Origin of the sequence: Mesorhizobium sp. B2-5-4 (genome assembly GCF_006441095.1) — a bacterium.
GTDB classification, from domain to species: domain Bacteria; phylum Pseudomonadota; class Alphaproteobacteria; order Rhizobiales; family Rhizobiaceae; genus Mesorhizobium; species Mesorhizobium salmacidum.
This window is the reverse complement of the sequence record NZ_VFUR01000006.1, coordinates 115,489-135,616: the sequence shown is the minus strand read 5'-3', so window position 1 is coordinate 135,616 and position 20,128 is coordinate 115,489. Positions and strand designations below refer to the sequence as shown.

The 20,128-nt window shown below is 62.5% G+C and carries 18 protein-coding genes and 1 tRNA gene; 8 read left to right on the top strand and 11 right to left on the bottom strand.

Annotation, left to right across the window (positions count from 1 at the left end):
- The first annotated feature begins 231 nt into the window (after positions 1 to 231).
- A complete protein-coding gene (locus tag FJ492_RS09645; RefSeq protein ID WP_140503372.1) occupies positions 232 to 1,119 on the top strand; it encodes an MBL fold metallo-hydrolase in 888 nt (295 codons plus the stop codon).
- A gap of 43 nt (positions 1,120 to 1,162) precedes the next feature.
- Here FJ492_RS09645 and FJ492_RS09640 read toward each other — a convergent pair.
- Both FJ492_RS09640 and FJ492_RS09635 read right to left on the bottom strand, forming a co-directional pair.
- Positions 1,163 to 1,239 (bottom strand) — tRNA-Arg (locus FJ492_RS09640).
- 86 nt (positions 1,240 to 1,325) lie between these two features.
- Positions 1,326 to 2,489, bottom strand: a complete 1,164-nt coding sequence (locus FJ492_RS09635) for a M20 aminoacylase family protein (RefSeq protein WP_140769708.1) — start codon at positions 2,487 to 2,489, stop codon at positions 1,326 to 1,328.
- Between the two features lie 274 nt (positions 2,490 to 2,763).
- On the opposite strand from FJ492_RS09635, the gene FJ492_RS09630 reads away from it, so the two are divergent.
- Positions 2,764 to 3,930, top strand: a complete 1,167-nt coding sequence (locus FJ492_RS09630; protein WP_140712330.1) for a D-alanyl-D-alanine carboxypeptidase family protein — start codon at positions 2,764 to 2,766, stop codon at positions 3,928 to 3,930.
- 62 nt (positions 3,931 to 3,992) lie between these two features.
- Entirely contained in the window at positions 3,993 to 5,090 is a 1,098-nt protein-coding gene (locus FJ492_RS09625; RefSeq protein WP_140712328.1) for a GTP-binding protein, read from the top strand.
- A 3-nt stretch (positions 5,091 to 5,093) separates the two neighbouring features.
- On the opposite strand, the gene FJ492_RS09620 is transcribed toward FJ492_RS09625, so the two are convergent.
- The 5 genes from FJ492_RS09620 to FJ492_RS09600 form a co-directional block, all read right to left on the bottom strand.
- The gene (locus tag FJ492_RS09620) at positions 5,094 to 5,342 is read right to left on the bottom strand and encodes a sulfurtransferase TusA family protein (protein ID WP_140747980.1); all 249 of its coding nucleotides are present in this window, start codon (positions 5,340 to 5,342) and stop codon (positions 5,094 to 5,096) included.
- Between the two features lie 51 nt (positions 5,343 to 5,393).
- Positions 5,394 to 6,713: a murein L,D-transpeptidase family protein gene (locus FJ492_RS09615; RefSeq protein WP_140769706.1), complete on the bottom strand. Its 1,320-nt coding sequence runs from the start codon at positions 6,711 to 6,713 to the stop codon at positions 5,394 to 5,396.
- A 240-nt stretch (positions 6,714 to 6,953) separates the two neighbouring features.
- Positions 6,954 to 7,904: an acetyl-CoA carboxylase carboxyltransferase subunit alpha gene (locus FJ492_RS09610; protein ID WP_140769704.1), complete on the bottom strand. Its 951-nt coding sequence runs from the start codon at positions 7,902 to 7,904 to the stop codon at positions 6,954 to 6,956.
- A 97-nt stretch (positions 7,905 to 8,001) separates the two neighbouring features.
- Positions 8,002 to 8,919, bottom strand: coding sequence for a site-specific tyrosine recombinase XerD (locus FJ492_RS09605; protein ID WP_140769702.1), 918 nt, complete (start codon positions 8,917 to 8,919; stop codon positions 8,002 to 8,004).
- Between the two features lie 35 nt (positions 8,920 to 8,954).
- On the bottom strand, positions 8,955 to 9,107 hold the full coding sequence (locus FJ492_RS09600) for a hypothetical protein (protein WP_027143533.1): 153 nt from the start codon (positions 9,105 to 9,107) through the stop codon (positions 8,955 to 8,957).
- 210 nt (positions 9,108 to 9,317) lie between these two features.
- Between FJ492_RS09600 and FJ492_RS09595 the strand changes: the two genes are divergently transcribed.
- The 4 genes from FJ492_RS09595 (at position 9,318) to FJ492_RS09580 (ending at position 12,886) form a co-directional block, all read left to right on the top strand.
- On the top strand, positions 9,318 to 9,929 hold the full coding sequence (locus FJ492_RS09595) for a shikimate kinase (RefSeq protein ID WP_140769700.1): 612 nt from the start codon (positions 9,318 to 9,320) through the stop codon (positions 9,927 to 9,929).
- Positions 9,926 to 11,062: a 3-dehydroquinate synthase gene (aroB, locus tag FJ492_RS09590; protein ID WP_140503356.1), complete on the top strand. Its 1,137-nt coding sequence runs from the start codon at positions 9,926 to 9,928 to the stop codon at positions 11,060 to 11,062. The genes FJ492_RS09595 and aroB overlap by 4 nt, the downstream gene beginning before the upstream one ends.
- 1 nt (position 11,063) lies before the next feature.
- Positions 11,064 to 11,954, top strand: coding sequence for an HlyC/CorC family transporter (locus FJ492_RS09585; RefSeq protein ID WP_140503354.1), 891 nt, complete (start codon positions 11,064 to 11,066; stop codon positions 11,952 to 11,954).
- Between the two features lie 128 nt (positions 11,955 to 12,082).
- Positions 12,083 to 12,886: an alpha/beta hydrolase gene (locus FJ492_RS09580; protein ID WP_140769698.1), complete on the top strand. Its 804-nt coding sequence runs from the start codon at positions 12,083 to 12,085 to the stop codon at positions 12,884 to 12,886.
- A gap of 75 nt (positions 12,887 to 12,961) precedes the next feature.
- Here FJ492_RS09580 and FJ492_RS09575 read toward each other — a convergent pair whose 3' ends face one another.
- From FJ492_RS09575 to FJ492_RS09565, 3 genes are read right to left on the bottom strand one after another with little or no spacing between them, the layout of a single operon-like run.
- The gene (locus tag FJ492_RS09575; RefSeq protein ID WP_140769696.1) at positions 12,962 to 14,506 is read right to left on the bottom strand and encodes a SpoVR family protein; all 1,545 of its coding nucleotides are present in this window, start codon (positions 14,504 to 14,506) and stop codon (positions 12,962 to 12,964) included.
- Positions 14,507 to 14,515: 9 nt separating this feature from the next.
- Entirely contained in the window at positions 14,516 to 15,829 is a 1,314-nt protein-coding gene (locus tag FJ492_RS09570) for a YeaH/YhbH family protein (RefSeq protein ID WP_140769694.1), read from the bottom strand.
- Between the two features lie 19 nt (positions 15,830 to 15,848).
- On the bottom strand, positions 15,849 to 17,798 hold the full coding sequence (locus FJ492_RS09565) for a PrkA family serine protein kinase (RefSeq protein WP_140503346.1): 1,950 nt from the start codon (positions 17,796 to 17,798) through the stop codon (positions 15,849 to 15,851).
- 318 nt (positions 17,799 to 18,116) lie between these two features.
- Here FJ492_RS09565 and FJ492_RS09560 point away from each other — a divergent pair, with 318 nt between their 5' ends.
- The gene (locus FJ492_RS09560) at positions 18,117 to 19,670 is read left to right on the top strand and encodes an acetolactate synthase large subunit (protein WP_140769691.1); all 1,554 of its coding nucleotides are present in this window, start codon (positions 18,117 to 18,119) and stop codon (positions 19,668 to 19,670) included.
- Between the two features lie 39 nt (positions 19,671 to 19,709).
- Here FJ492_RS09560 and FJ492_RS09555 read toward each other — a convergent pair whose 3' ends face one another.
- Complete coding sequence (locus FJ492_RS09555; RefSeq protein WP_140503342.1) at positions 19,710 to 20,012, bottom strand: BolA family protein; 303 nt, start codon at positions 20,010 to 20,012, stop codon at positions 19,710 to 19,712.
- Positions 20,013 to 20,128 lie beyond the last annotated feature (116 nt).

Sequence of the window (20,128 nt, the reverse complement as noted above, 5' to 3'; positions counted from 1 at the left end):
CGCGGACTATCCTTCGGGGCTGGCAGGTGCCCTTGAGCACGACAGGGGCCGTCCGGCCTAGTCGATAGAGCCGCACGAGGGGGCGGCTATAGGCAACGGGTCGCCCATTGCCGGAACATGCCCAGGGCCTATATCCCCTAGCAAATTTGTGATCGGCCCGACCCCGGAATTATCCGCCCCACTAGTGGTGTTCCGCTACGGTCGTGCCTTCCGCAGCCAGAGGATGCCCATATGAAAAGGTTCAATCCCACGATCAGGCTGACGGCCATGACGGTCTTGATGGGTTTTTATCAAGGCGTGGCAATGGCGCAGATGCCGGCGCAGCAGCCGGATGCAAAATCATTCAAGCTTGGCAAGCTCGACATCGTTGCACTGCACGACGCCCAGTTCGTCAAACCCAACGATGGCAAGACCTTCGGCCTCGATCACAGCCCCGCGGAAGTCGGCGAACTGCTCAAGGCGGCGGGGGCGCCGACCGATACCATCACGCTGAGCGTTGACGCCCTGCTGGTCAAATCGAAGACCAGTGTCGTGCTGATCGACACCGGTGTCGGCGGCGCGCTGCAGGACAGCCTGGCCAAGGCCGGTGTCAAACCCGGTGACGTTAACGAGATATTGATCACCCATTCTCATCCCGATCACATCGGAGGACTGGTCAAGGACGGCAAACTGGCTTTTCCCAATGCCACGGTAAGGATGTCGGACGTGGAGTGGGATTTTGCCAAGTCCAACAAGGATGCGGCCGATATCGTCAGTGTCATCGCCGACCATGTGAAACCATTCAAGGCCGGCGTCCAAATTGCGCCTGACATCACGTCGGTAGCGCTCAAGGGCCATACACCTGGCCATGTCGGCTACCAGATCAAATCCGGAAAAGAACGGCTGTTCGATATTGGTGACACGGTGCACAGCTCAATCATCTCGCTCGCCAAGCCGGACTGGGCCTTGGCCTTCGACAGCGACAAGCCGGAAGCGGAGCAGAACAGGGCCAAGACCCTGACGACGCTGGCCGAGGACCACGAGATGATCTTCGCACCACACTTCCCGTTCCCGGGTGTCGGGCAGATCGAGAAGGACGGCGACCACTTCAAATGGGTGCCAAGCGACAAGCCTCGGTAGGGATTGCTTCAGGCAATGGAAATGCCAGCCGCTTGAACCTGAGTGGTGATCCCGACAGGAATCGAACCTGTGACCTACAGATTAGGAATCTGCCGCTCTATCCTACTGAGCTACGGGACCACGCGGCCCGACACATAGCCGCTTCGGATCGTTTCGCCAAGAGGGCCGGCCGAACGCAATTCGGCCGGCGTTTTTACTGACCGGCCTCAAGCGGCTAGCGCCGTCTCCGCCAGTTTCACCCAATAGCTCATGCCGTGCGGGATGGCTTCGTCGTTGAAGTCATAGGCCGGGTTGTGAAGACCGGCGGTTTCGCCATTGCCGATGAAGATGAAGGCGCCGGGCCGGGCTTCCAGCATGTAGGAGAAATCCTCGCCGCCCATCACCGGCTGGATCGCGCGGTGCACCTGGGCATCGCCCGCCACGTCGGCGGCCACATCGCTGGCGAAGACCGTCTCATCCGCATGGTTGAACGTCACGGGGTAGTTCGCGTCGTAATCGACTTCGATCGTCGCGCCATAGGCGGTAGCCAGCCCCGCGCAGATCGCCCGGATACGCTCTTCCGATTTCTTGGCCACTTCCTTCTTCAGCGTGCGTACGGTGCCGGCGATCTCGGCCGATTCCGGAATAATGTTGTAAGCGTCGCCCGCGTGGAACTTGGTCACCGACACCACCACGGCCTCGACCGGATCGGTGCTGCGCGAAGCGATCGTCTGCAGGGCGCCGACCAGCTGGCTGGCGATGACGATCGGGTCGATCGTGCCGTGCGGCATCGCCGCATGGCCGCCTTTGCCTTTCACGGTGATGGTGAATTCGGCCGTCGCCGCCATGATCGGGCCTGGACGGATGGCGAACTGGCCGACCGGCAGGCCGGGCATGTTGTGCATGCCGAACACTTTCGCGATAGCGAAGCGTTCCATCATGCCGTCCTTGACCATCTCGTTGCCGCCGCCGCCGCCTTCCTCCGCCGGCTGGAAGATCACCGCAACGGAGCCGGTGAAATTGCGCGTCTCGGCGAGATATTTCGCCGCGCCGAGCAACATCGCGGTGTGGCCGTCATGGCCGCAGGCATGCATCTTGCCGGGAACGGTCGACGCGTAGGGCTTGCCGGTGATCTCCTTGAGCGGCAGTGCATCCATGTCGGCGCGCAAACCGATCGTGGGGCCTTCCCCCTGACTGCCGCGAATGATGCCGACGACGCCCGTCTTGCCGAGCCCGGTCACCACATCGTCGCAGCCAAACTCTTTCAGCTTTTCGGTGACGAAGGCCGCGGTCTTGAAGACATCGAAGTTCAGCTCTGGCGTCTGGTGCAGATGCTGTCGCCAGCCGGCGACTTCGTCCTGCATTTCGGCGGCGCGGTTCAGGATTGGCATGGTGGTTCCATTTCGTTGTTGGTGCAGCCGGCTTCAGCCTGAGGTTTTGCAAATGGGCCGGTGCTTTGCAATTGTGCCGCAGGCTTTGCAATTGTGCCCCGGGCTTTGCAATTGTGATTGTCAGGCGCTTTGCCATGTTGGCGTCACATAGGGTAAATAGCACCGCAATAATGCGTTCCGGTTTTTGAGGGTCGGATCCTTATGCTGGCGGTCACGTAACGAAATCTTACGGAGCCAGGGGCAATCAGGGCAAGAGGCGATTTCGGATTCGATCATGCGGCACAGGCATTTCCTCAAACTATTCCCGGCTGGCGCAATCATGCTGTCGGTTCTGGCCGGGTCGGCGCTGGCCAATCCGGTGGTGGTCTTCGACCTGAAGAGCGGCCAGATCCTGCAGCACCAGGATGCGTTCAAGCGCTGGTATCCGGCCTCGCTCAGCAAGCTGATGACCGCCTATGTGACCTTCCGGGCGATCGCGGCCGGAGAAGTCCAGCTCGATTCGCCGATCAAGGTGACCAAACACTCCGCCGGCGAACCGCCGAGCAAGATGGGTTTCAAGCCGGGCTCGGTGATGCGGCTCGACAATGCGCTGAAGATGATGCTGGTCAAATCGGCCAACGACATCGCCATGGCGGTCGGCGAGAATGTCGGCGGCTCGCAAGCCGCTTTCGCCGAAAGGATGAACGCCGAGGCGGCCCGGCTCGGCATGAACGGCACCCATTTCGTCAACCCGAACGGCCTTTACTCGCCCGACCAGTACACGACGGCGCGCGACCTTTCGATCCTGGTGATGGCGATCCGCCGCGAGTTTCCGCAATATGCGCCGTGGTTCTCGATCGAGGGGCTCGCGGTCGGCAAGAAGGCGATTCCGAACTACAATCTGCTGATCGGCCGGTATCCCGGCGCCGACGGCATGAAGACCGGTTTTGTCTGCCCGTCGGGCTTCAACATGATCGGGTCGGCGACCCGCAACGGACGCACGCTGGTGGCGGTCGTGCTTGGCGAGAAGTCGGCGGTCAGCCGTGCCGAAGCCGCTGCCAAATTGCTCGATCAGGGCTTTGACGCGCCTGCCGCCGGGTCCACCACCGTCACCACGCTCGCGCCTTACGGTGATCTGATCTCGCCCAACGACATGCATGACGAGGTCTGCAAGAAGAAGACGAAGGCGGAGCAGTCCGAGGCGCCGCCGCCGGCCGCCGCCAAGGACCGGCCTAAGTCGCCTTATCGGGAGAAGCTCGATCATGTGCCGACACTGGTTGCAGTCGGCCTTGGCGGCGCCACGGGTCCGGCGCCGAAAGCAATCCTCGACGAGGGCGCGCAGGAATATGCCGATGTGCCGATCCCGACCTGGCGGCCCGACAAGCCGGTACCCGCCGGCACGGGCCCGAAAATCGCGGGTGCCGCCGCGCAAGGCGACCAGTCGGCCAAGGTCGCGAATTAGAGCATAATCCAAAAAATCCGGTTTTCGCTGGAGATCATGCTCAAATCAAAAGGCAGAATCAGATGAACGGTTTCCCGATCCCCGTCTCGGTGCTGACCGGCTTCCTCGGCGCCGGCAAGACCACGCTGCTCAACCGGCTCCTGAAGGATCCGGCGCTGGCCGACACCGCGGTCATCATCAACGAGTATGGCGAGGTGGCGATCGACCATCTGCTGGTCGAGCAGGCCTCCGACGGCATCATCCAGCTTTCCGACGGCTGCCTGTGTTGCACGGTGCGCGGCGAACTTGTCGACACGCTGGCCGACCTGGTCGATCGGCTGCAGACCGGCCGCATCGCCCGCCTTGCCCGCGTCATCGTCGAGACCACGGGGCTGGCCGACCCGGCACCGGTGCTGCAGTCGATCATGGGCCATCCGGCCCTGGTCCAGGCTTTTCGGCTCGATGGCGTCATCACCCTGGTCGATGCGGTCAACGGCGATGCGACACTCGATGCGCATGTCGAGGCGGTCAAGCAGGTCGCGGTCGCTGACCGCATCGTGCTCTCCAAGGCCGATCTGGTCGCCGATCCCGGCGATCTCGAAACGCTGCGGGCGCGCCTGCGGCAGATCAATCCCGGGGCTCGACTGCTTGATGTCGGGGAGACGAAAGCCGGTGTGGCGGTGCTGTTCGACTGCGGCCTCTACAACCCGGCCACCAAGTCCGCCGACGTGCGGCGCTGGCTCGGCGAAGAGGTCGCGCATGATCACGACCATGATGGCCACCATGATCATCATGATCATGCCCATCGCCACGACCAGCGCGTAAAAACCCATTCGCTGGTGCATGACGGGCCGGTGCCGTTTTCAGCCATCGAGATGTTCCTCGATCTCCTGCGTTCCACACATGGCGAGCACCTGCTGCGGATGAAGGGCGTCATCGAACTGCAGGAGGACCCATCGCGGCCGCTGGTCGTGCATGGCGTGCAGAAGATCCTGCATCCGCCGGTGCGGCTGCCATCCTGGCCGGACAGCCAGCGCGGCACGCGTCTGGTGCTGATTACGCTCGACATGCCGGAAGACTATGTGCGCCGGCTGTTCGCTGCCTTCACCAACCGGCCGTCGGTCGACACGCCCGACCGCGCGGCGCTGGAACACAATCCGCTGGCGATCGCCGGACGTTGAGTCTTACGGGCGCTGTTCGCCGCGTTCGACCAGAAAGCGATGGCCATCGGGCATCGCCGCTGTCTCGATCAATTGGTGACCGCTGTCGGCGCAGAATGCCGGAATGTCGATGACGGCCAGCGGGTCGGTGGTCTCCAGCCAGAGCCTGCTGCCGGGCTGCATACCGGCCAGGCGTTTTTTCGCCTTCAGTGCGGGCAAGGGGCAGTTCAGCCCCTTCAGGTCATAGACCGCGGCTTGTTCTAAGTCACGCATATCGTTGACCCAAAACCGCTACGCACTTTTGGTCGACATGCATTGGCCAATTCAGCCGCCGAACATGCCGAGCAGCTTGTTCTTCAGCTTCGTCACGCGGCTCTCATCGGCACTTGCAGCCTGCGTCTCGGCCGCAGGTGCGGCCTCGGTTGGGGCAGCGATGGTCGCGGTGGCGACGGGAGCTTCCTTGGCGGCCTTGGCCGCCTCCTTTGCAGCCACAGCTTGCGCCTTGGCTGCTTCCTTTTCAGCCAACGCCTGTGCCTTGGCTTGCTTGGCGGCCTCGATGGCCGCCAGCCTCTGCTCCTCCGCCTTCTGCTTGGCTGCCTTCTCGGCGTCGAGCGCGGCCATCTTGCGGCCGGCGGGCGAATCGATGCGGCCCATGCGCGCCGTCTCGGTCACCGAACCGTCGATGTTGAGCGACGGCGGATCGATCGGCACGCGCTCGCCACGAGCCCGGCGCTTCGACCAGTCGGAGACGATGCTGGCTTCCTTGATGCCGGCAATCGTCGGCTTGGGTGGCGGCACGCTGGCCTTGAGCGCGCTGTTGAAGGCCGCGTCATAGGTGCTTTGATAGGCGTTGTAGGCGCTCTTCAGCGAATCCGGCTGCGTGGTCGCCGGGCAGGGGCCGGTCGGATTGAAGGTCTGCCCATCGGCGGCCACCTGGTTGAAGACGTAGCGTTTCTCGCAGACGTCGACCTTCGGCGGCACCTTGGTGACCTCGAAATTGTCGTAGCCGACCTTGAGCATCTTCCAGAATTCGTAATTCGGGTCGCTGCGGTAGCGCGCCATATTGGCCGCGGTCATGCGGAACGGAAAAGCCTGGATCTGGAACTCGGTCTGCCCGCCTTGGAAGGCGTCACGACCGAAGGCGTAGATCTGCTCGATCTGTGCGTCGGTCATCGAATAGCAGCCCGATGACGAGCAGGCGCCATGAACCATCAGATTCTGCCCGGTGCGGCCATTGGCACGATCATAGGCGTTGGGAAAGCCGATGTTGAACGACAAATGGTAGTTCGAGCGCGGATTCATCTGCGACGGGCGAACCGTGTAAAAACCTTCCGGCGCCTGGCGGTCGCCTTCCGTGTATTTCGGCCCGAGCTTGCCCGACCATTTGCAGATGTCATAGCTCGCCACCATGTCGTAGCGGCCGTTGGTCTTGGCCTTCCAGATCTCGAGCTTGCCTTCTTCCTTGAAGATGCGCGCCATCACCGAGGAGGTGCGGACCATACCCTTGGCTCTCATGTCGGCAAGGATCTTGTCGGGCAGCGGCTTGTTGGCTTCCGGGGCAAAGTCCTTCATCGACGAATCATTGCAGCCCGCGACGGCTATCGAGGCGGCAAGGACTCCAGTACGTGCAAGCTTGGCAAACATGGGCAAGGCTATGTCTTTTTTCTCGGGCCAATGGCTTCGAAACGGCCAAACCCGCATGCTGAACACCGACGGACGGTAAGCCCGTTAACCTTGAAAATTCCTTACCGCAAGGCTCGGCCAATCTCACGGTGATTTCATTGAACCGAATGGGGCGGCATTTTTGTGGCGAAATTGCTCATCGCCGCCACATTGCCAAGGACAGGGAGCTTCCGCCATCCGTGTTCCGCCGCCCAAGGGGCGTCAGAGGCTGCGGCCCATCGCCAGATACTTCTCGCGGCGCTGTTCGCGGAAATCGGTGTTGGCGCCGGCAAATTCCTTCATCGTCTTGGCGATGAGATCGCCGGTCGCGGCAATCACCGTTTCGGGCGCGCGCTGGGCACCTCCCATCGGCTCGGGGATGATGGCGTCGATGATCTTCAGTTCCAGCAGGTCCTGGGCGGTGATCTTCATGTTGGTCGCCGCGTCCTTGGAGCGGGTCGTGTCGCGCCACAGGATGGAGGCGGCGCCTTCAGGCGAAATCACCGAATAGATGGCGTGCTCCAGCATGTAGACGCGGTTGGCGGTGGCGATCGCGATGGCGCCGCCCGAACCGCCTTCGCCGATGATCACCGAGATCGACGGCACTTTCAGGCCAAGGCAGGCCGAGGTCGAGCGGGCTATGGCTTCGGCCTGGCCGCGCTCCTCGGCGCCGACGCCGGGATAGGCGCCGGCCGTGTCGACCAGCGTCAGCAGCGGGATATTGAAGCGATCGGCAAGCTCCATCAGCCGCACCGCCTTGCGATAGCCTTCGGGGCGTACCGAGCCGAAATTGTGCTTCAGGCGGCTCGCCGTGTCCGAACCCTTTTCCTGGCCGAGAATTGCGATGGGTTCGCCGCGAAAACGGGCAAAGCCGCCGACGATCGCCTGGTCCTCGCCGAAATTGCGGTCGCCGGCGAGCGGCGTGAAGTCGCTGAACAGGCCCTTGATGTAGTCGACGCAGTGCGGCCGGTCGGAGTGGCGCGCCACCTGCACCTTCTGCCACGGCGTCAGCGCCTTGTAGAGTTCGCGCAGCGCATCGCGCGAGCGCTTCTCGAGCCTGGTGATCTCATCGGCGACATCGACCGCCTCGCCGTTCTCGGCAAGCTTCTTCAGCTCGAGGATCTTGAGCTCAAGATCCTGCACCGGCTTTTCGAAATCGAGGTAGTTGTACATGCTTGGGCGGACCGATGCGTCGGAAGGCAAGACTGCGGAACCATTGAAACCAAGGCTCCGGGCGGTGAAATGTCGTCCTCACATAGCGATATGAGGCCTAGTCGGCAAGCGGATGATGATCGTTGACCAGCCGCACCAGCCGCTCCTCCAGCACATGGGTGTAAATCTGTGTCGTCGATATGTCGGCATGGCCGAGCAGTTGCTGCACGGCCCTGAGATCGGCGCCGTTCTGCAAGAGGTGGCTGGCGAAAGCATGGCGCAGCACGTGCGGTGAGATCTTGGCCGAGGCAATGCCGGCGCGTGCCGCCAATCCTTTCAGATCACGGGCAAAGACCTGGCGCGAGAGATAGCCGCTGTCGGATGCCGCCGGAAACAGAAACGGGCTGTCGGCGAAGGCGGGCAGCTTGGCCCGAGCGCCAAGCCAGCTCCGCATCGCCGCGCGCGCCTTGGCCGACAGCGGCACCATGCGTTCCTTGTCGCCCTTGCCGCGCACCATGAAGAAACGGTCGTCGCGTTGCGCCACCGTCACCGGCAGGCCGACCAGCTCGGAAACGCGCAGACCCGTGGCGTAGAGCACTTCGACCAGCGCATGCAGGCGCAGCGCCGCCAGCCTGTCGGCGTGGGCGAGCCCGGCATCGCCTGCTTCGTGCGCGGCGCGGTCGATCAGCCGGCCGGTTTCGGCCTCGCTCATCGTCTTGGGCAGCGGGCGGCCCTTTTTCGGGCTGTCAAGCGTGCCGGTCGGGTCATCGCCGCGCAGACCTTCGGCATAGAGGAACTTGAAGAATTGGCGGATCGCCGACAGTTTGCGCGCCTGCGAGGTCGGCGCGAAGCCGCGCGCGGCAATCTCGTCGAGATAGGCCCTGATATCGGCGGCACCTGCGCGGGCAAGTCCGCCATCGATCCCGTCGGAAGCATCCTCCAGATCGCGGCGATAGGAGGAAAGCGTATTCTCGGCCGCCCCCCGCTCGGCACTCATCATTTCCAGGAAGGCCTCGATGCGGGCGGCGCTGTTCATTTCCTTGAGGCGGTTCCGAGTCAGTTTTTTGGGATTCAGTTTTTCTTAGGATTGAGCTTTTCCGGCGGAATACGCACGCTCATTTCCGCTTTTTTCGGCTCGACGAACATCACCAGCGCGAACATCGTACCATAGGCAATGCCGGTCAGAATCGCGAGGGTCACGACAAAGCGAAACAGTGTCGGCATCAATTCTCGCCCGTCTTTTTGTTCTGCGTTTCCAAACCCTGTGCCCTTATGGGACGCCAATCCGGCCAATTCAAGGAAGAAGCGGGGCCCTGTTAGCAACTTCTGATGCGAGCGTCGCCCTGTCCATATCAGCCCAAGGCACTCGGCACGCTTGACGCAAACCGGCTTTTCATGTCGATACGCCGGCAAAGAGGGCCCAAGAAACAGCTGATGAACGCGTTACAGGCAAATCCTCCAGGCGAGACCCATGCCGCGCTGCTTGGCCGGCTGGGCGGCCGGTCCATTGTCTTTGTCGGGCTGATGGGCGCCGGCAAGACGGCGATCGGCCGCAAGGTGTCGACGATGCTTTCGCTGCCTTTCATCGACAGCGACCAGGAGATCGAGAGCGTGTCGCGGATGACCGTTCCGGAACTGTTCGAGCGCTATGGCGAGACCGAGTTCCGGGCTTTGGAACAGCGTGTCATCCTGCGCGTGCTTGAAAACGGCCCGCAGGTTCTGTCGACCGGCGGCGGTGCCTTCATGAACGCGCAGACGCGCGAGGCCATCGCCACGCACGGCGTGTCGGTGTGGCTGAAGGCCGAGCTCGACCTTCTGATGGACCGCGTTTCCAAGAAGCAGAACCGGCCGCTTTTGAAAAGCGCGGATCCCCGCGCCGTGCTGGAGCGGCTGATGGGGGAACGCTATCCGGTCTATGCCACCTCTGCCATCACCGTGCCGACCCGCGACGATCGCAAGGAGGTCATCGCGGCCGAGGTGCTTGAGGCGCTGTGCCGGCATTTCGGCATCGATGCGATAGCCGCGACGGGTGAGGTCGATACATGAGCGCGGATCAGCCAGTCACCGTCGAAGTCGGTCTGGGTGACCGGGCCTACGACATCTTGATCGGCTCGGGCCTGCTGTCGCGCGCCGGCGCCGAGATTTCGCGCCGGCTGCCCGGCACACGCGCCGCCGTCGTGACCGACGAGAACGTCGCCGCCGCGCATCTCGATGCGCTGAAGGCCGGGCTCGAGACGGGTGGTATCTCGCCGGCCGTCATCACGATGCCGCCCGGCGAGAAGACCAAGAGCTTTGCCCATCTCGAGGCGGTGGTCGATGGCGTCCTGGCGGCCAGGCTGGAGCGCGGCGACGTCGTCATCGCGCTTGGCGGCGGCGTCATCGGCGATCTCACCGGTTTTGCCGCTGGCATCGTGCGGCGTGGCATGAATTTCGTGCAGGTTCCGACCTCGCTTCTGGCGCAGGTCGATTCCTCGGTCGGCGGCAAGACCGGCATCAACAGCCCGCGCGGCAAGAACCTCGTCGGCGTTTTCCTCCAGCCCAAGCTGGTGCTGGCCGACACCGAAGTGCTCGACACGCTGCCGATCCGCGAATTCCGCGCCGGCTATGCCGAGCTTGCCAAATACGGGCTGATCGACCGGCCGGAATTCTTCGCCTGGCTGGAAGCGAACTGGGAAAAGGTGTTCGCCGGCGGACCGGAACGGGTCGAGGCCATTGCCGAGGCCTGTCGCGCGAAGGCCGATGTCGTTGCCCGCGACGAGTTCGAGACCGGTGACCGCGCTTTGCTCAATCTCGGGCACACTTTCGGCCATGCGCTGGAAGCCGCCACGCAGTATGACGGCGCTCGCCTTGTCCATGGCGAAGGGGTGGCCATCGGCATGGCGCTGGCGCACCGGTTCTCGTCGCGGCTCAATCTCGCCAGCCCCGACGACGCGGCCCGCGTCGAGGCGCATCTGCGTGCCGTCGGGCTGCCGAGGCGGATGGCCGATATCCCGGGCGAACTGCCAGATGCCGAAGCCCTGCTTTCATTCATCACGCAGGACAAGAAGGTGTCGCGCGGCGCGCTGACCTTCATTCTGACGCGCGGCATCGGCCAGGCCTTCATCGCCAAGGACGTGCCGGCCTCGGAAGTGCTGTCGTTCCTCAGGGAAAGCCACCCAGCCAGCCGGAAAGCCGGCTGAGATGGACACTGGCTGGGTCGTCGTCGCCGTCCTTACCATTGTCGTCGTGCTGGTCGCTGCCGTGCGCACACGCCTGCTTGCCATGTTCGGCTATGAACTGTCGCGCATCGAGCCGCCGCGCTCGAGCCAGGACGAATTGCGCGGCGCGGTCGACGATTTCCGCCGCGACGGGCAGATGGTGCGCGAGGACCGCGACCGCATCGGCGGTCTGTTCGATCTCGAGGAGCTTGAAGTGTCCGACGTCATGGTCCACCGCACCAACATGCGCTCGGTCAATGCCGACAACGCGCCGGAAGCGGTGGTGCGCGAGATCCTGCAGAGCCCACATACCCGCATGCCGCTCTGGAAAGGCTCGCTCGACAACATCGTCGGCGTGCTGCACGCCAAGGATCTGCTGCGGGCGCTGAACGAGGTTGGCAACGATTTTTCGCAGATCGATGTGATGAAGATCGCGTCAAAACCCTGGTTCGTGCCCGACACCACGACCTTGCAGGAACAGCTCAATGCGTTCCTGCGCCGCAAGGCGCATTTCGCCGTCGTCGTCGACGAATATGGCGAGGTCGAGGGGCTGGTGACGCTGGAGGACATCATCGAGGAGATCGTCGGCGAGATCGCCGACGAGCACGATGTCGACATCCAGGGCGTCAAGCAGGAGGCCGACGGTTCCGTCGTGGTGGAAGGCACGGTGCCGATCCGCGACCTCAACCGGGCGCTCGACTGGAACTTGCCTGACGAAGAGGCGACCACTATAGCCGGCCTCGTCATCCACGAGGCGCAATCGATCCCCGAGGAGAAGCAGGCTTTTACGTTCCACGGCAAGCGCTTCGTCGTCATGAAACGCGACAAGAACCGGATTGCCAGGGTCAGGATCCGGCCGGCCGGCGATAGTTGAGCGGCTCAGTGCTTGATGGGATCGCCGAGCCGCTCCACCGCTACGCACTTTTCCTGGAGTTGCTCTTGAGCCGTCGCCTTATCGATCCTCACTGGAACTCCCGCCCGCCGGGATGCATTCTTTCCCCGATGACGATCGATCGGCGAACCCTGCTCCTGGCTTCGATGTCCACCTTGTTGCCTGCCGGCGTGTTGGCGGCACAGGACAAGCCATCGCCCGAAACCTTCGACTATGGTCCCGCCAAGCTCGACATCTATGCGCCCGATGGCGCTAGAAACCTGCCGGTGGTCTTCTTCGTCCATGGCGGCGCCTGGCGGTTCGGCAAACGCAGCCAGGTAAACGCCAAGCCGGCCTTCCTGCTCGCCAACGGCTTCTGTTTCGTCTCCATCGACTACCGCATGCTGCCGCAGGCGGATGTCGCCACCCAGGCGGGCGACGTCGAGAAAGCCTATGCCTATGTCAGGGCCAACATCGCCCAACATGGCGGCGACCCCAACCGCATCGTCGGCATGGGCCATTCGGCCGGCTGCCATCTGATTGCGTTGACCGGCATGCGCGGCGAATTGCCCGGCGTTGCCGGGCTGCTTCTAGACGATACCAGAGCCTATGATCTTGCCGCCCTCGCCAAAAATGGCGGCATGGTGCGGGCCTATTCTCGGGTCTTTTCCGATCCTTCGCAATGGGCGGTGCTGTCGCCGGCGAGCTATGTGGATGGTCGCAAGCATCCGCCGACGTTCATCGCCTATTCTCGCGCCGATGGTCGCGGCGAGCAGTCCACGGCCTTTGCCGAGCGCCTGCGCGCCAGCGGCACTGATGTGACGCTGTTCGACGGTAGCGCCTATACGCACACGTCGATCAACCGCGACTTCGGCGAGGGTGATGATGCGCTGACCATAGCGGCGCTGGCGTTCCTGAAATCGACGGTCGGCTGAGCTCACCCAGCCTGCCCGCGGAGCATGTTCCACTCGTTCCGCTCGACAGCCTACGATGCGGCCCGAGGCCGAAACTCAGCAGTCATTGCTGGAGCGTTCGTTAAGTGTCGCACCGGTTTCGGCGTCGACCGAAGCCAGGCTGACTTCGTAACCCCAGAGGCTCCGGATATGGCGCAGGGTCGCGTCGCGGCTGCCATTGTCGAGCAGTACGCCCTCCTTCACCTTGTGCTGGAGCCGCAAATGCCGGTTACCGAGCAGGTCGACGTCCACTACCTGGATATCTGGCCGGTTCGCCCCGATGTCGTAGCTCTGGGCCAGCGCGGCACGTATCTTTTGGTAGCCGCGCTCGTTGTGTATCGAGGCGACCTCGTAATGCGAGTCGTCGGCTTGGTCGGCCAGGACAAACATCCGCCATTTCCGTATCAGGGCTGGGCTGAGGTGCTGGCGGACGAAGGATTCATCGCGGTGATTAGCCCATGCGTCCAGCAGCACGTCGCGCCAGTCACCGCGGCCCGCAATGTCGGGAAACCAGTCGCGGTCCTCCGCCGTCGGCTCGATCGAAATGCGCTGGATGTCCTGCATCATGTCGAGGCCGAGCGCGTATGGGTTGATACCGGAGAACCGGGGGTCGTCGAAGGCCGGCTGGAAGATCACATTGGAATGGTTGCGCAGGACCTCGAGCATGGCGCCCTCGCTGATCTGACCGCGGTCGAACAATGCGTTCATGAGGGTGTAGTGCACGAAGGTGGCGCAGCCTTCATTCATCACCTGCGTTTGCCGCTGCGGATAGAAATACTGCGCAACGACACGCACGATGCGGATGATCTCGCGCTGCCACGGCTCCAGGACAAGGCTGTTCTTCTCGAGGAAATAGAGCAGATTTTCCTCGGGCAGGTTGAGCGATTTCTTCCGCTCCGTCAGGCCCTCATCCTTCTTCTCCGTCTTGCTGGTGTCATGTGAAGGAGGCAGCGTGCGCCATAGATCGTTGTAGGAGCGCTCTTCGTATTCCAGGCGCTCGCGCAGCCCTTCACGCTGCCGCTCGGACGACAGCTTTGGCGGCCTGTGATATCGGAACACGCCTTGCTCCATGAGCGCGTGGGCACTATCGAGAATGCTTTCCACGGCTGACAATCCGTGCCGCTCCTCGCATCGGGCAATGTAGCCCTTGGCGAACTCCAGGTAGCTCAGGATTCCCCCGGCGTCGGTCCACTGCTGGAAAAGGTGGTTGTTCTTGAAGAAATGATTGTGTCCGAGCGCCGCATGCGCCGTCACCAGGGCCTGCAGGGCCATGGTGTTTTCCTCCATCAGGTAGACGATGCAGGGATTGGAATTGATGACCAGTTCATAGGCCAGCCCCCGGCCGCCCTTGCGGTAGAGAAAGTCCTGGTACAGGAAATGCTTGCCGAACGACCAATGACGATACATCAGCGGCATGCCGACCGATGAATAAGCGTCGAGCATCTGTTGCGAAGAAATGATTTCCATCTGCACCGGATAGGTGTCCAGCTTGAGCTCCTCGACGGCGATTGCCGCGATCGCCTCATAAGCCTGCGACAATTTCTGGAAATCCCAGTCGGATCCGGAAAAGAGCAAACCCGGTTTGCTGGCTGTCCTGGCCATGGTTTCCCCTCAGGCACTCTTCCGGAGCGCGGGCTGTTTGGCAAAGAGCTGACGAAAGACAGGATAAATATCGGCGGCCGTGGCTATTCGGCTCATCTGGAAGTTCGGCCAGTTTGACTCAATGGCGCTGTAGGCCCGCCAGAGCGACGTCCCGTTTTCGGTCGCGCCGAAGATGTGGCTCTCGCGTTCGTCGATGATCTCGACATAGGCGAAATACTGGCACAGGCGCATGAGCTTGCCATTCAGCAGGGCGATGCAGCGCTCGGAATCGGTGGCGAAATTGTCGCCGTCCGAGGCCTGGGCGGCGTAGATGTTCCACTCGCTCGCGGGATAACGCTGCTCGATGACGCGATGCATTTCCTCGAGTGCCGTGGAAACGATGGTGCCGCCGCTTTGCGTGCAGTAGAAAAAGGTTTCCTCATCCACCTCCTGCGCTTCGTGCGTGTGGCGGATGAAGACGATTTCGGTGCGCTCATAACGTCTTTTCAAGAACAGGTGCAGCAGCACGAAGAAGCGCTTGGCAAGGTCCTTCTCGCGCTCGCCCATCGAGCCCGACACATCCATCAGGCAGAACATGACCGCTTTCGCATTCGGCACCGGGCGCGGGTCGAAGCGGTTGAACCGGATGTCGACCGGGTCGACGAAGGCAATCCGCCGGCGTCGGCGCTCCAGCCGCTCGATCTCCTCTTTGAGGGCCGCGATGCGCTCGCGCGTCTGAGCATTGGGCCGTGCGGCCTCCAGCGAGGCGAGGTCCTGCAGGATCGCATCTACCGCCGCTTGCTTGGGGCGCCTGAGCGCAATGCGGCGGCCGTGGCTGTTGCGCATCGTGCGGCCGACATTGATGTTGGTCGGCGAACCGGTGGCCGCGAAACCCGCCCGGCGTGGCTTGAAGGCAAGGATCTCCTTGAGATTGAGCTTCACCAGGTCGGGGAGTTCGAGATCCTCGAAGAAAAGATCGAGCACCTCCTCGCGCGACAGGACGAAACGAAAGTCGTCCTCGGACGCGGTGTTTCCCGGTGACGAACCGCCCTTGCCTCCGCCCTGGCCAGGCTTGGGGATCAGATCACCTTGGGCGAATTGCCTGTTGCCCGGCAGAATGTGCCGGCGCCGGCCGGTGTCCCTGGCGTCGTTGAAGGTCGGCTCGCCGGTGCCTCTCTCGGGCATCGGCACGACATGGTCCGCGTCCACGTCGGCGATCCGCCCAGCGCGGATCTGGTCGCGAATGCTGCGCTTGAGTTCCTCGCGGGCACGCCTGAGGAAGCGCTGGCGATTGCCAAGGCTTTTGTCCTTCGGATTGAGGCGACGGTCGATAAAGATCGGCATGCAACCATTCGGGCTGCTCTCAGCCCGCCTTGTTCACCCGCATGTACCAATCGACCAGCCGGCGGACCTGCCGTTCCGTATAACCGCGCTCCACCATCCGCTGGACGAATTCACTGTGCCGTTTTTCGGTGACGCTGTCCTGCTTGGAGCCGAAGCTGATCACCGGCAGGAGGTCCTCGACCTGGCCGAACATGCGCTTTTCGATCACCTCGCGCAGCTTCTCGTAGCTCGTCCATGACGGGTTGCGACCGTGGTTGCGCGCCCGGGCACGCAGCGTGAACTTCACCACCTCGTTGCGGAAATCCTTCGGATTGGCGATGCCTGCCGGCTTTTCGACTTGCGACAATTCGCTGTCCAGAACCTCGCGGTTTAGGATTTGGCCGGTATCGGGGTCCTTGTAGTCCTGGTCCTCGATCCAGGCATCGGCATAGGCGATGTAGCGGTCGAACAGGTTCTGGCCATATTCGCTATAGGACTCCAGATAGGCCTTCTGGATTTCGTGGCCGATGAACTCGGCGTAACGGGCGGCCAGTTCCGACTTGATGAATTCGAGATAGGCCGCTTCCATCTCCTTCGGAAACTGCTCCCGCTTGATCGCCTCTTCCAGTATGTACATCAAATGCACCGGATCGGCGGCCACTTCCGCGGTGTCATAGTTGAACGTCTGCGACAGGATCTTGAAGGCAAAGCGCGTGCTGACGCCGGTCATGCCTTCGTCGACGCCGGCGGCGTCGCGATATTCCTGGACTGACTTCGCCTTCGGGTCGACTTCCTTCAGGTTCTCACCGTCATAGGCGCGCATTTTGGTGTGCAGCGGCGAATTGTCGTGCTCGGCAAGGCGCGTCGAGACGCTGAACCGGCTGAGGATGTCCAACACCTCGGGCGCGCAGGGGCTGGCGGCCAATTCACTCTCGCGCAGCAGTTTTTCGTAGATTTGCCTTTCTTCGGTGATGCGCAGGCAATACGGCACCTTGACCACGAGAATGCGATCGAGAAACGCCTCATTGTTCTTGTTGTTCTTGAACTGTTGCCACTCGGATTCGTTGGAATGGGCAACGATGATGCCCTGGTAGGGAAAGGCACCGAAATTCTCGGTGCCGTTGTAACTGCCTTCCTGGGTCGCCGTCAGCAATGGATGCAGCACCTTGATCGGCGCCTTGAACATCTCGACGAATTCGAGCAGACCCTGCGTCGTCCGGTTCAGTCCACCGCTGTAGGAATAGGCGTCGGGGTCGGACTGGCTGAAATTTTCCAATTGCCTGATGTCGACCTTGCCAACCAGGGCTGAGACATCCTGATTGTTCTCGTCGCCAGGCTCTGTCTTGGCAATGCCGATCTGGCGCAGCCGCGACGGCATCAGTCTGACGACGCTGAATTTGGAAATGTCGCCGGACAATTCGTCGAGGCGCTTGGCCGCCCATGGCGAAATAAGCCCGTTCAGGCGGCGCCGGGCTATTCCGTATTTGTCCTCCAGGAGATCGCCCATGCGATCCGGATGGAACAGGCCAAGCGGCGATTCGAAAACCGGACTGATCTGGTTGCCGACCTTCAGCGTGTAGATCGGGCGCTCCTCCATCAATTTCTTCAACCGTTCGGCCAAGGAGGACTTACCGCCGCCGACCGGGCCTAGGAGGTAAAGGATCTGCTTGCGCTCCTCGAGGCCCTGAGAGGCATAGCGAAAATATCCGGCGATGCGCTCGATCGTATCCTCCATTCCGTAGAAATCGGAAAAGGAGGGATATATCTTGACGGTCCGGTTCGAGAAAATGCGGCCGAGCCGCTCGTCCTTGCTGGTGTCGACCAGGTCAGGCTCGCCGATCGCCTCGACCATTCGTTCCGGCGCCGAGGCATACATCGACTTGTCCTCGCGGCAGGCAAGCAGATATTGCTGGAGACTTATCTCCTCCTGGGCGGCGTTTGCATAAATTTCCGAAAACAGGTGGAAGACGTCGGATGGGTTCTCACGCATGATCATTGCCTTCAGAGCCATTCTGGCGGGGCCCACCCATTCAACTGCGGGAAGGCATTGTTTGTTCCGTCGACGCGCGTGCATCTGGCATCAAAATCCTGGCATCGCTCCAGCCCGAATGGCTGCCCGTCCTGATTGAGCGCTCGCAGCGTCCGCGGAGACTCTTGCGATCTGGAGATCGACCGCGATTTCGGCAGGGATGGAGACATGCTGACCGCCGCGGCGCCCTGTGGCTGGATCATGCCAAAAGCGGCGGCGGGATATTGCCGTGCGGACATCCGCGGGTGCAACTGCTCTTCGTGAATGGGAGAAACTTGCATGAATGGCGCCGATGTCCTGTGCGACGTGCTGCTGGCCAATGATGTGAAGGTGTGCTTCGCCAATCCCGGCACATCCGAAATGCATTTTGTCGCCGCGCTCGACCGTAAGCTCGAGATGCGTTGTGTGCTTGGCCTGTTCGAGGGCGTGGTGACCGGTGCGGCCGACGGCTATGCGCGCATGACCGACTGTCCCGCCGCGACGCTGCTGCATACCGGGCCGGGGCTGGCCAATGGTCTTGCCAACATGCACAACGCCCGGCGCGCCATGAGCCCGATGATCAACATCGTCGGCGACCACGCCTCATACCATTTGCCACTCGACGCGCCGCTGACCAGCGATATCGAAGGCCTCGCGGCGCCGATGTCCAACTGGGTTCGACGCATCGAAGGGCCCGCCGATGTCCAGCCGGCCACGGAGGCGGCCTTTCGCGCCTCGCTGACGCCGCCCGGCGTCACGACGCTGATCCTGCCGGCTGATGCCGCATGGGGCGACGCCAACGCGGTTTCGCCCGGCAAGGTGGAACTCGCATCGCCGCCAGCCGTCGGCATGGAGGCCGTGCGAACGATCGCTACCGCGATCCGCGCGACTCCGGGCCGTGTTGGCATGGTCGTCCGGGGGCGGGCGGCACGGGCCGATGCTCTTGAAATCGCCGGCCAGATTTCGACGGCCTGCGATGTCAGGCTGTTCAGCGAGGTCCTGATCGCCCGGATGCAGCGCGGGCGCGGGCGTGTCGCGCCGACGCGCATCCCCTATCCGGTCGACGCGGCGACGGCGATGCTCAGGGATATCGATGTCCTTGTGCTGGTCGGCGGAAAGGAGCCGGTCGCCTTCTTTGCCTATCCGGGAAAACCGGGACGGCTTGTCCGTGGTGACTGCCAGGTGCTGACGCTCGCAGCCCATGGGCAAGACTTGCATGCGGCGCTGGAAGCGCTTCGCGACGAACTGGGCGTCAAGCGGTCACAGCTGACGGCGGTTGCCACTGCCTTCCCTGACGAGGCAACGCCGAATGGCCGGCTGACGGAAGATGCCATTGCGCTGTCCGTCGCGAGAAAGCTGCCGGCCGACGCGATAGTCTGCGACGAGGCCGTCACCTCGGCGCGACGTTTCTTCGCGCTGTCGGCTTTTGCCGCGCCGCATGATTACATGATGGGCACGGGCGGGTCGATCGGCGGCGGCATTCCGCTGGCGACAGGTGCGGCGATCGCCTGTCCCGGCCGCAAGGTGATCAATCTCGAGGCAGATGGCAGCGGCATGTACACGGTGCAGGGGCTATGGACGCAGGCGCGGGAACATCTCGACGTGCTGACGATCGTCTTTTCCAACCGCACCTATGCGATCCTGCATGGCGAGATGCGTAATGTCGGCGTGAACGCGATCGGCGAGAATGCTAGGCGCATGCTCGATCTCGACCATCCGGCGCTGGACTGGGTTTCGCTGGCCAAAGGCATGGGCGTGGAGGCGGCGCGTGCGGATAGCTGCGAACGTTTCGACGCGCTGCTCGACGCTGCCTTGTCTCGACCGGGGCCGTTTCTGATCGAAGCGGTCATTTAAACGCAGCATGAGAGGCGCAGGGCTGGCTCGCAGCTTGGCCTACCAGCGCGTCTGTTCGCCGGGCGCCGCGGGCTCGATCGCCAGGGCGTGCACGCCCGATTTCAACTCGTCGGCCAGAAGCTGGTTGACGGCGCGATGACGGTCGATGCGGCTCATGCCCGTAAAACTTCGAGAGACGATGCGGACCCGGAAATGCGTCTCTCCGGCGCCGTCGAATTCTGTGTGGTGACCGGATTCCATGTGATGATGGCCGGCGTGGAGATGGCTTTCGTTGAGGATGACGAGCCGCTCGGGCGAAAATGCCTTGTTGAGCTTGTCTTCCATGGTCGCCTGTATGGACATCGTCTTTTCCCTTCACCACATATGGCTGGCTCGCCGCCATGAAAACCGAAAATCGGTTTCACCAGGCCGCCGGCGTACAACAAAATCGGTCATTCGCCCGCTTTAAGCCGCGATTC

What these genes read in the sequence shown, in the direction of transcription:
- FJ492_RS09645 (WP_140503372.1), top strand. Translation starts at nt 232, where the DNA reads ATGAAAAGGTTCAATCCCACGATCAGGCTGACGGCCATGACGGTCTTG.
- FJ492_RS09635 (WP_140769708.1), bottom strand. Translation starts at nt 2,489, where the DNA reads ATGCCAATCCTGAACCGCGCCGCCGAAATGCAGGACGAAGTCGCCGGC.
- FJ492_RS09630 (WP_140712330.1), top strand. Translation starts at nt 2,764, where the DNA reads ATGCGGCACAGGCATTTCCTCAAACTATTCCCGGCTGGCGCAATCATG.
- FJ492_RS09625 (WP_140712328.1), top strand. Translation starts at nt 3,993, where the DNA reads ATGAACGGTTTCCCGATCCCCGTCTCGGTGCTGACCGGCTTCCTCGGC.
- FJ492_RS09620 (WP_140747980.1), bottom strand. Translation starts at nt 5,342, where the DNA reads ATGCGTGACTTAGAACAAGCCGCGGTCTATGACCTGAAGGGGCTGAAC.
- FJ492_RS09615 (WP_140769706.1), bottom strand. Translation starts at nt 6,713, where the DNA reads ATGTTTGCCAAGCTTGCACGTACTGGAGTCCTTGCCGCCTCGATAGCC.
- FJ492_RS09610 (WP_140769704.1), bottom strand. Translation starts at nt 7,904, where the DNA reads ATGTACAACTACCTCGATTTCGAAAAGCCGGTGCAGGATCTTGAGCTC.
- FJ492_RS09605 (WP_140769702.1), bottom strand. Translation starts at nt 8,919, where the DNA reads ATGAACAGCGCCGCCCGCATCGAGGCCTTCCTGGAAATGATGAGTGCC.
- FJ492_RS09600 (WP_027143533.1), bottom strand. Translation starts at nt 9,107, where the DNA reads ATGCCGACACTGTTTCGCTTTGTCGTGACCCTCGCGATTCTGACCGGC.
- FJ492_RS09595 (WP_140769700.1), top strand. Translation starts at nt 9,318, where the DNA reads ATGAACGCGTTACAGGCAAATCCTCCAGGCGAGACCCATGCCGCGCTG.
- aroB (WP_140503356.1), top strand. Translation starts at nt 9,926, where the DNA reads ATGAGCGCGGATCAGCCAGTCACCGTCGAAGTCGGTCTGGGTGACCGG.
- FJ492_RS09585 (WP_140503354.1), top strand. Translation starts at nt 11,064, where the DNA reads ATGGACACTGGCTGGGTCGTCGTCGCCGTCCTTACCATTGTCGTCGTG.
- FJ492_RS09580 (WP_140769698.1), top strand. Translation starts at nt 12,083, where the DNA reads ATGACGATCGATCGGCGAACCCTGCTCCTGGCTTCGATGTCCACCTTG.
- FJ492_RS09575 (WP_140769696.1), bottom strand. Translation starts at nt 14,506, where the DNA reads ATGGCCAGGACAGCCAGCAAACCGGGTTTGCTCTTTTCCGGATCCGAC.
- FJ492_RS09570 (WP_140769694.1), bottom strand. Translation starts at nt 15,829, where the DNA reads ATGCCGATCTTTATCGACCGTCGCCTCAATCCGAAGGACAAAAGCCTT.
- FJ492_RS09565 (WP_140503346.1), bottom strand. Translation starts at nt 17,798, where the DNA reads ATGCGTGAGAACCCATCCGACGTCTTCCACCTGTTTTCGGAAATTTAT.
- FJ492_RS09560 (WP_140769691.1), top strand. Translation starts at nt 18,117, where the DNA reads ATGAATGGCGCCGATGTCCTGTGCGACGTGCTGCTGGCCAATGATGTG.
- FJ492_RS09555 (WP_140503342.1), bottom strand. Translation starts at nt 20,012, where the DNA reads ATGTCCATACAGGCGACCATGGAAGACAAGCTCAACAAGGCATTTTCG.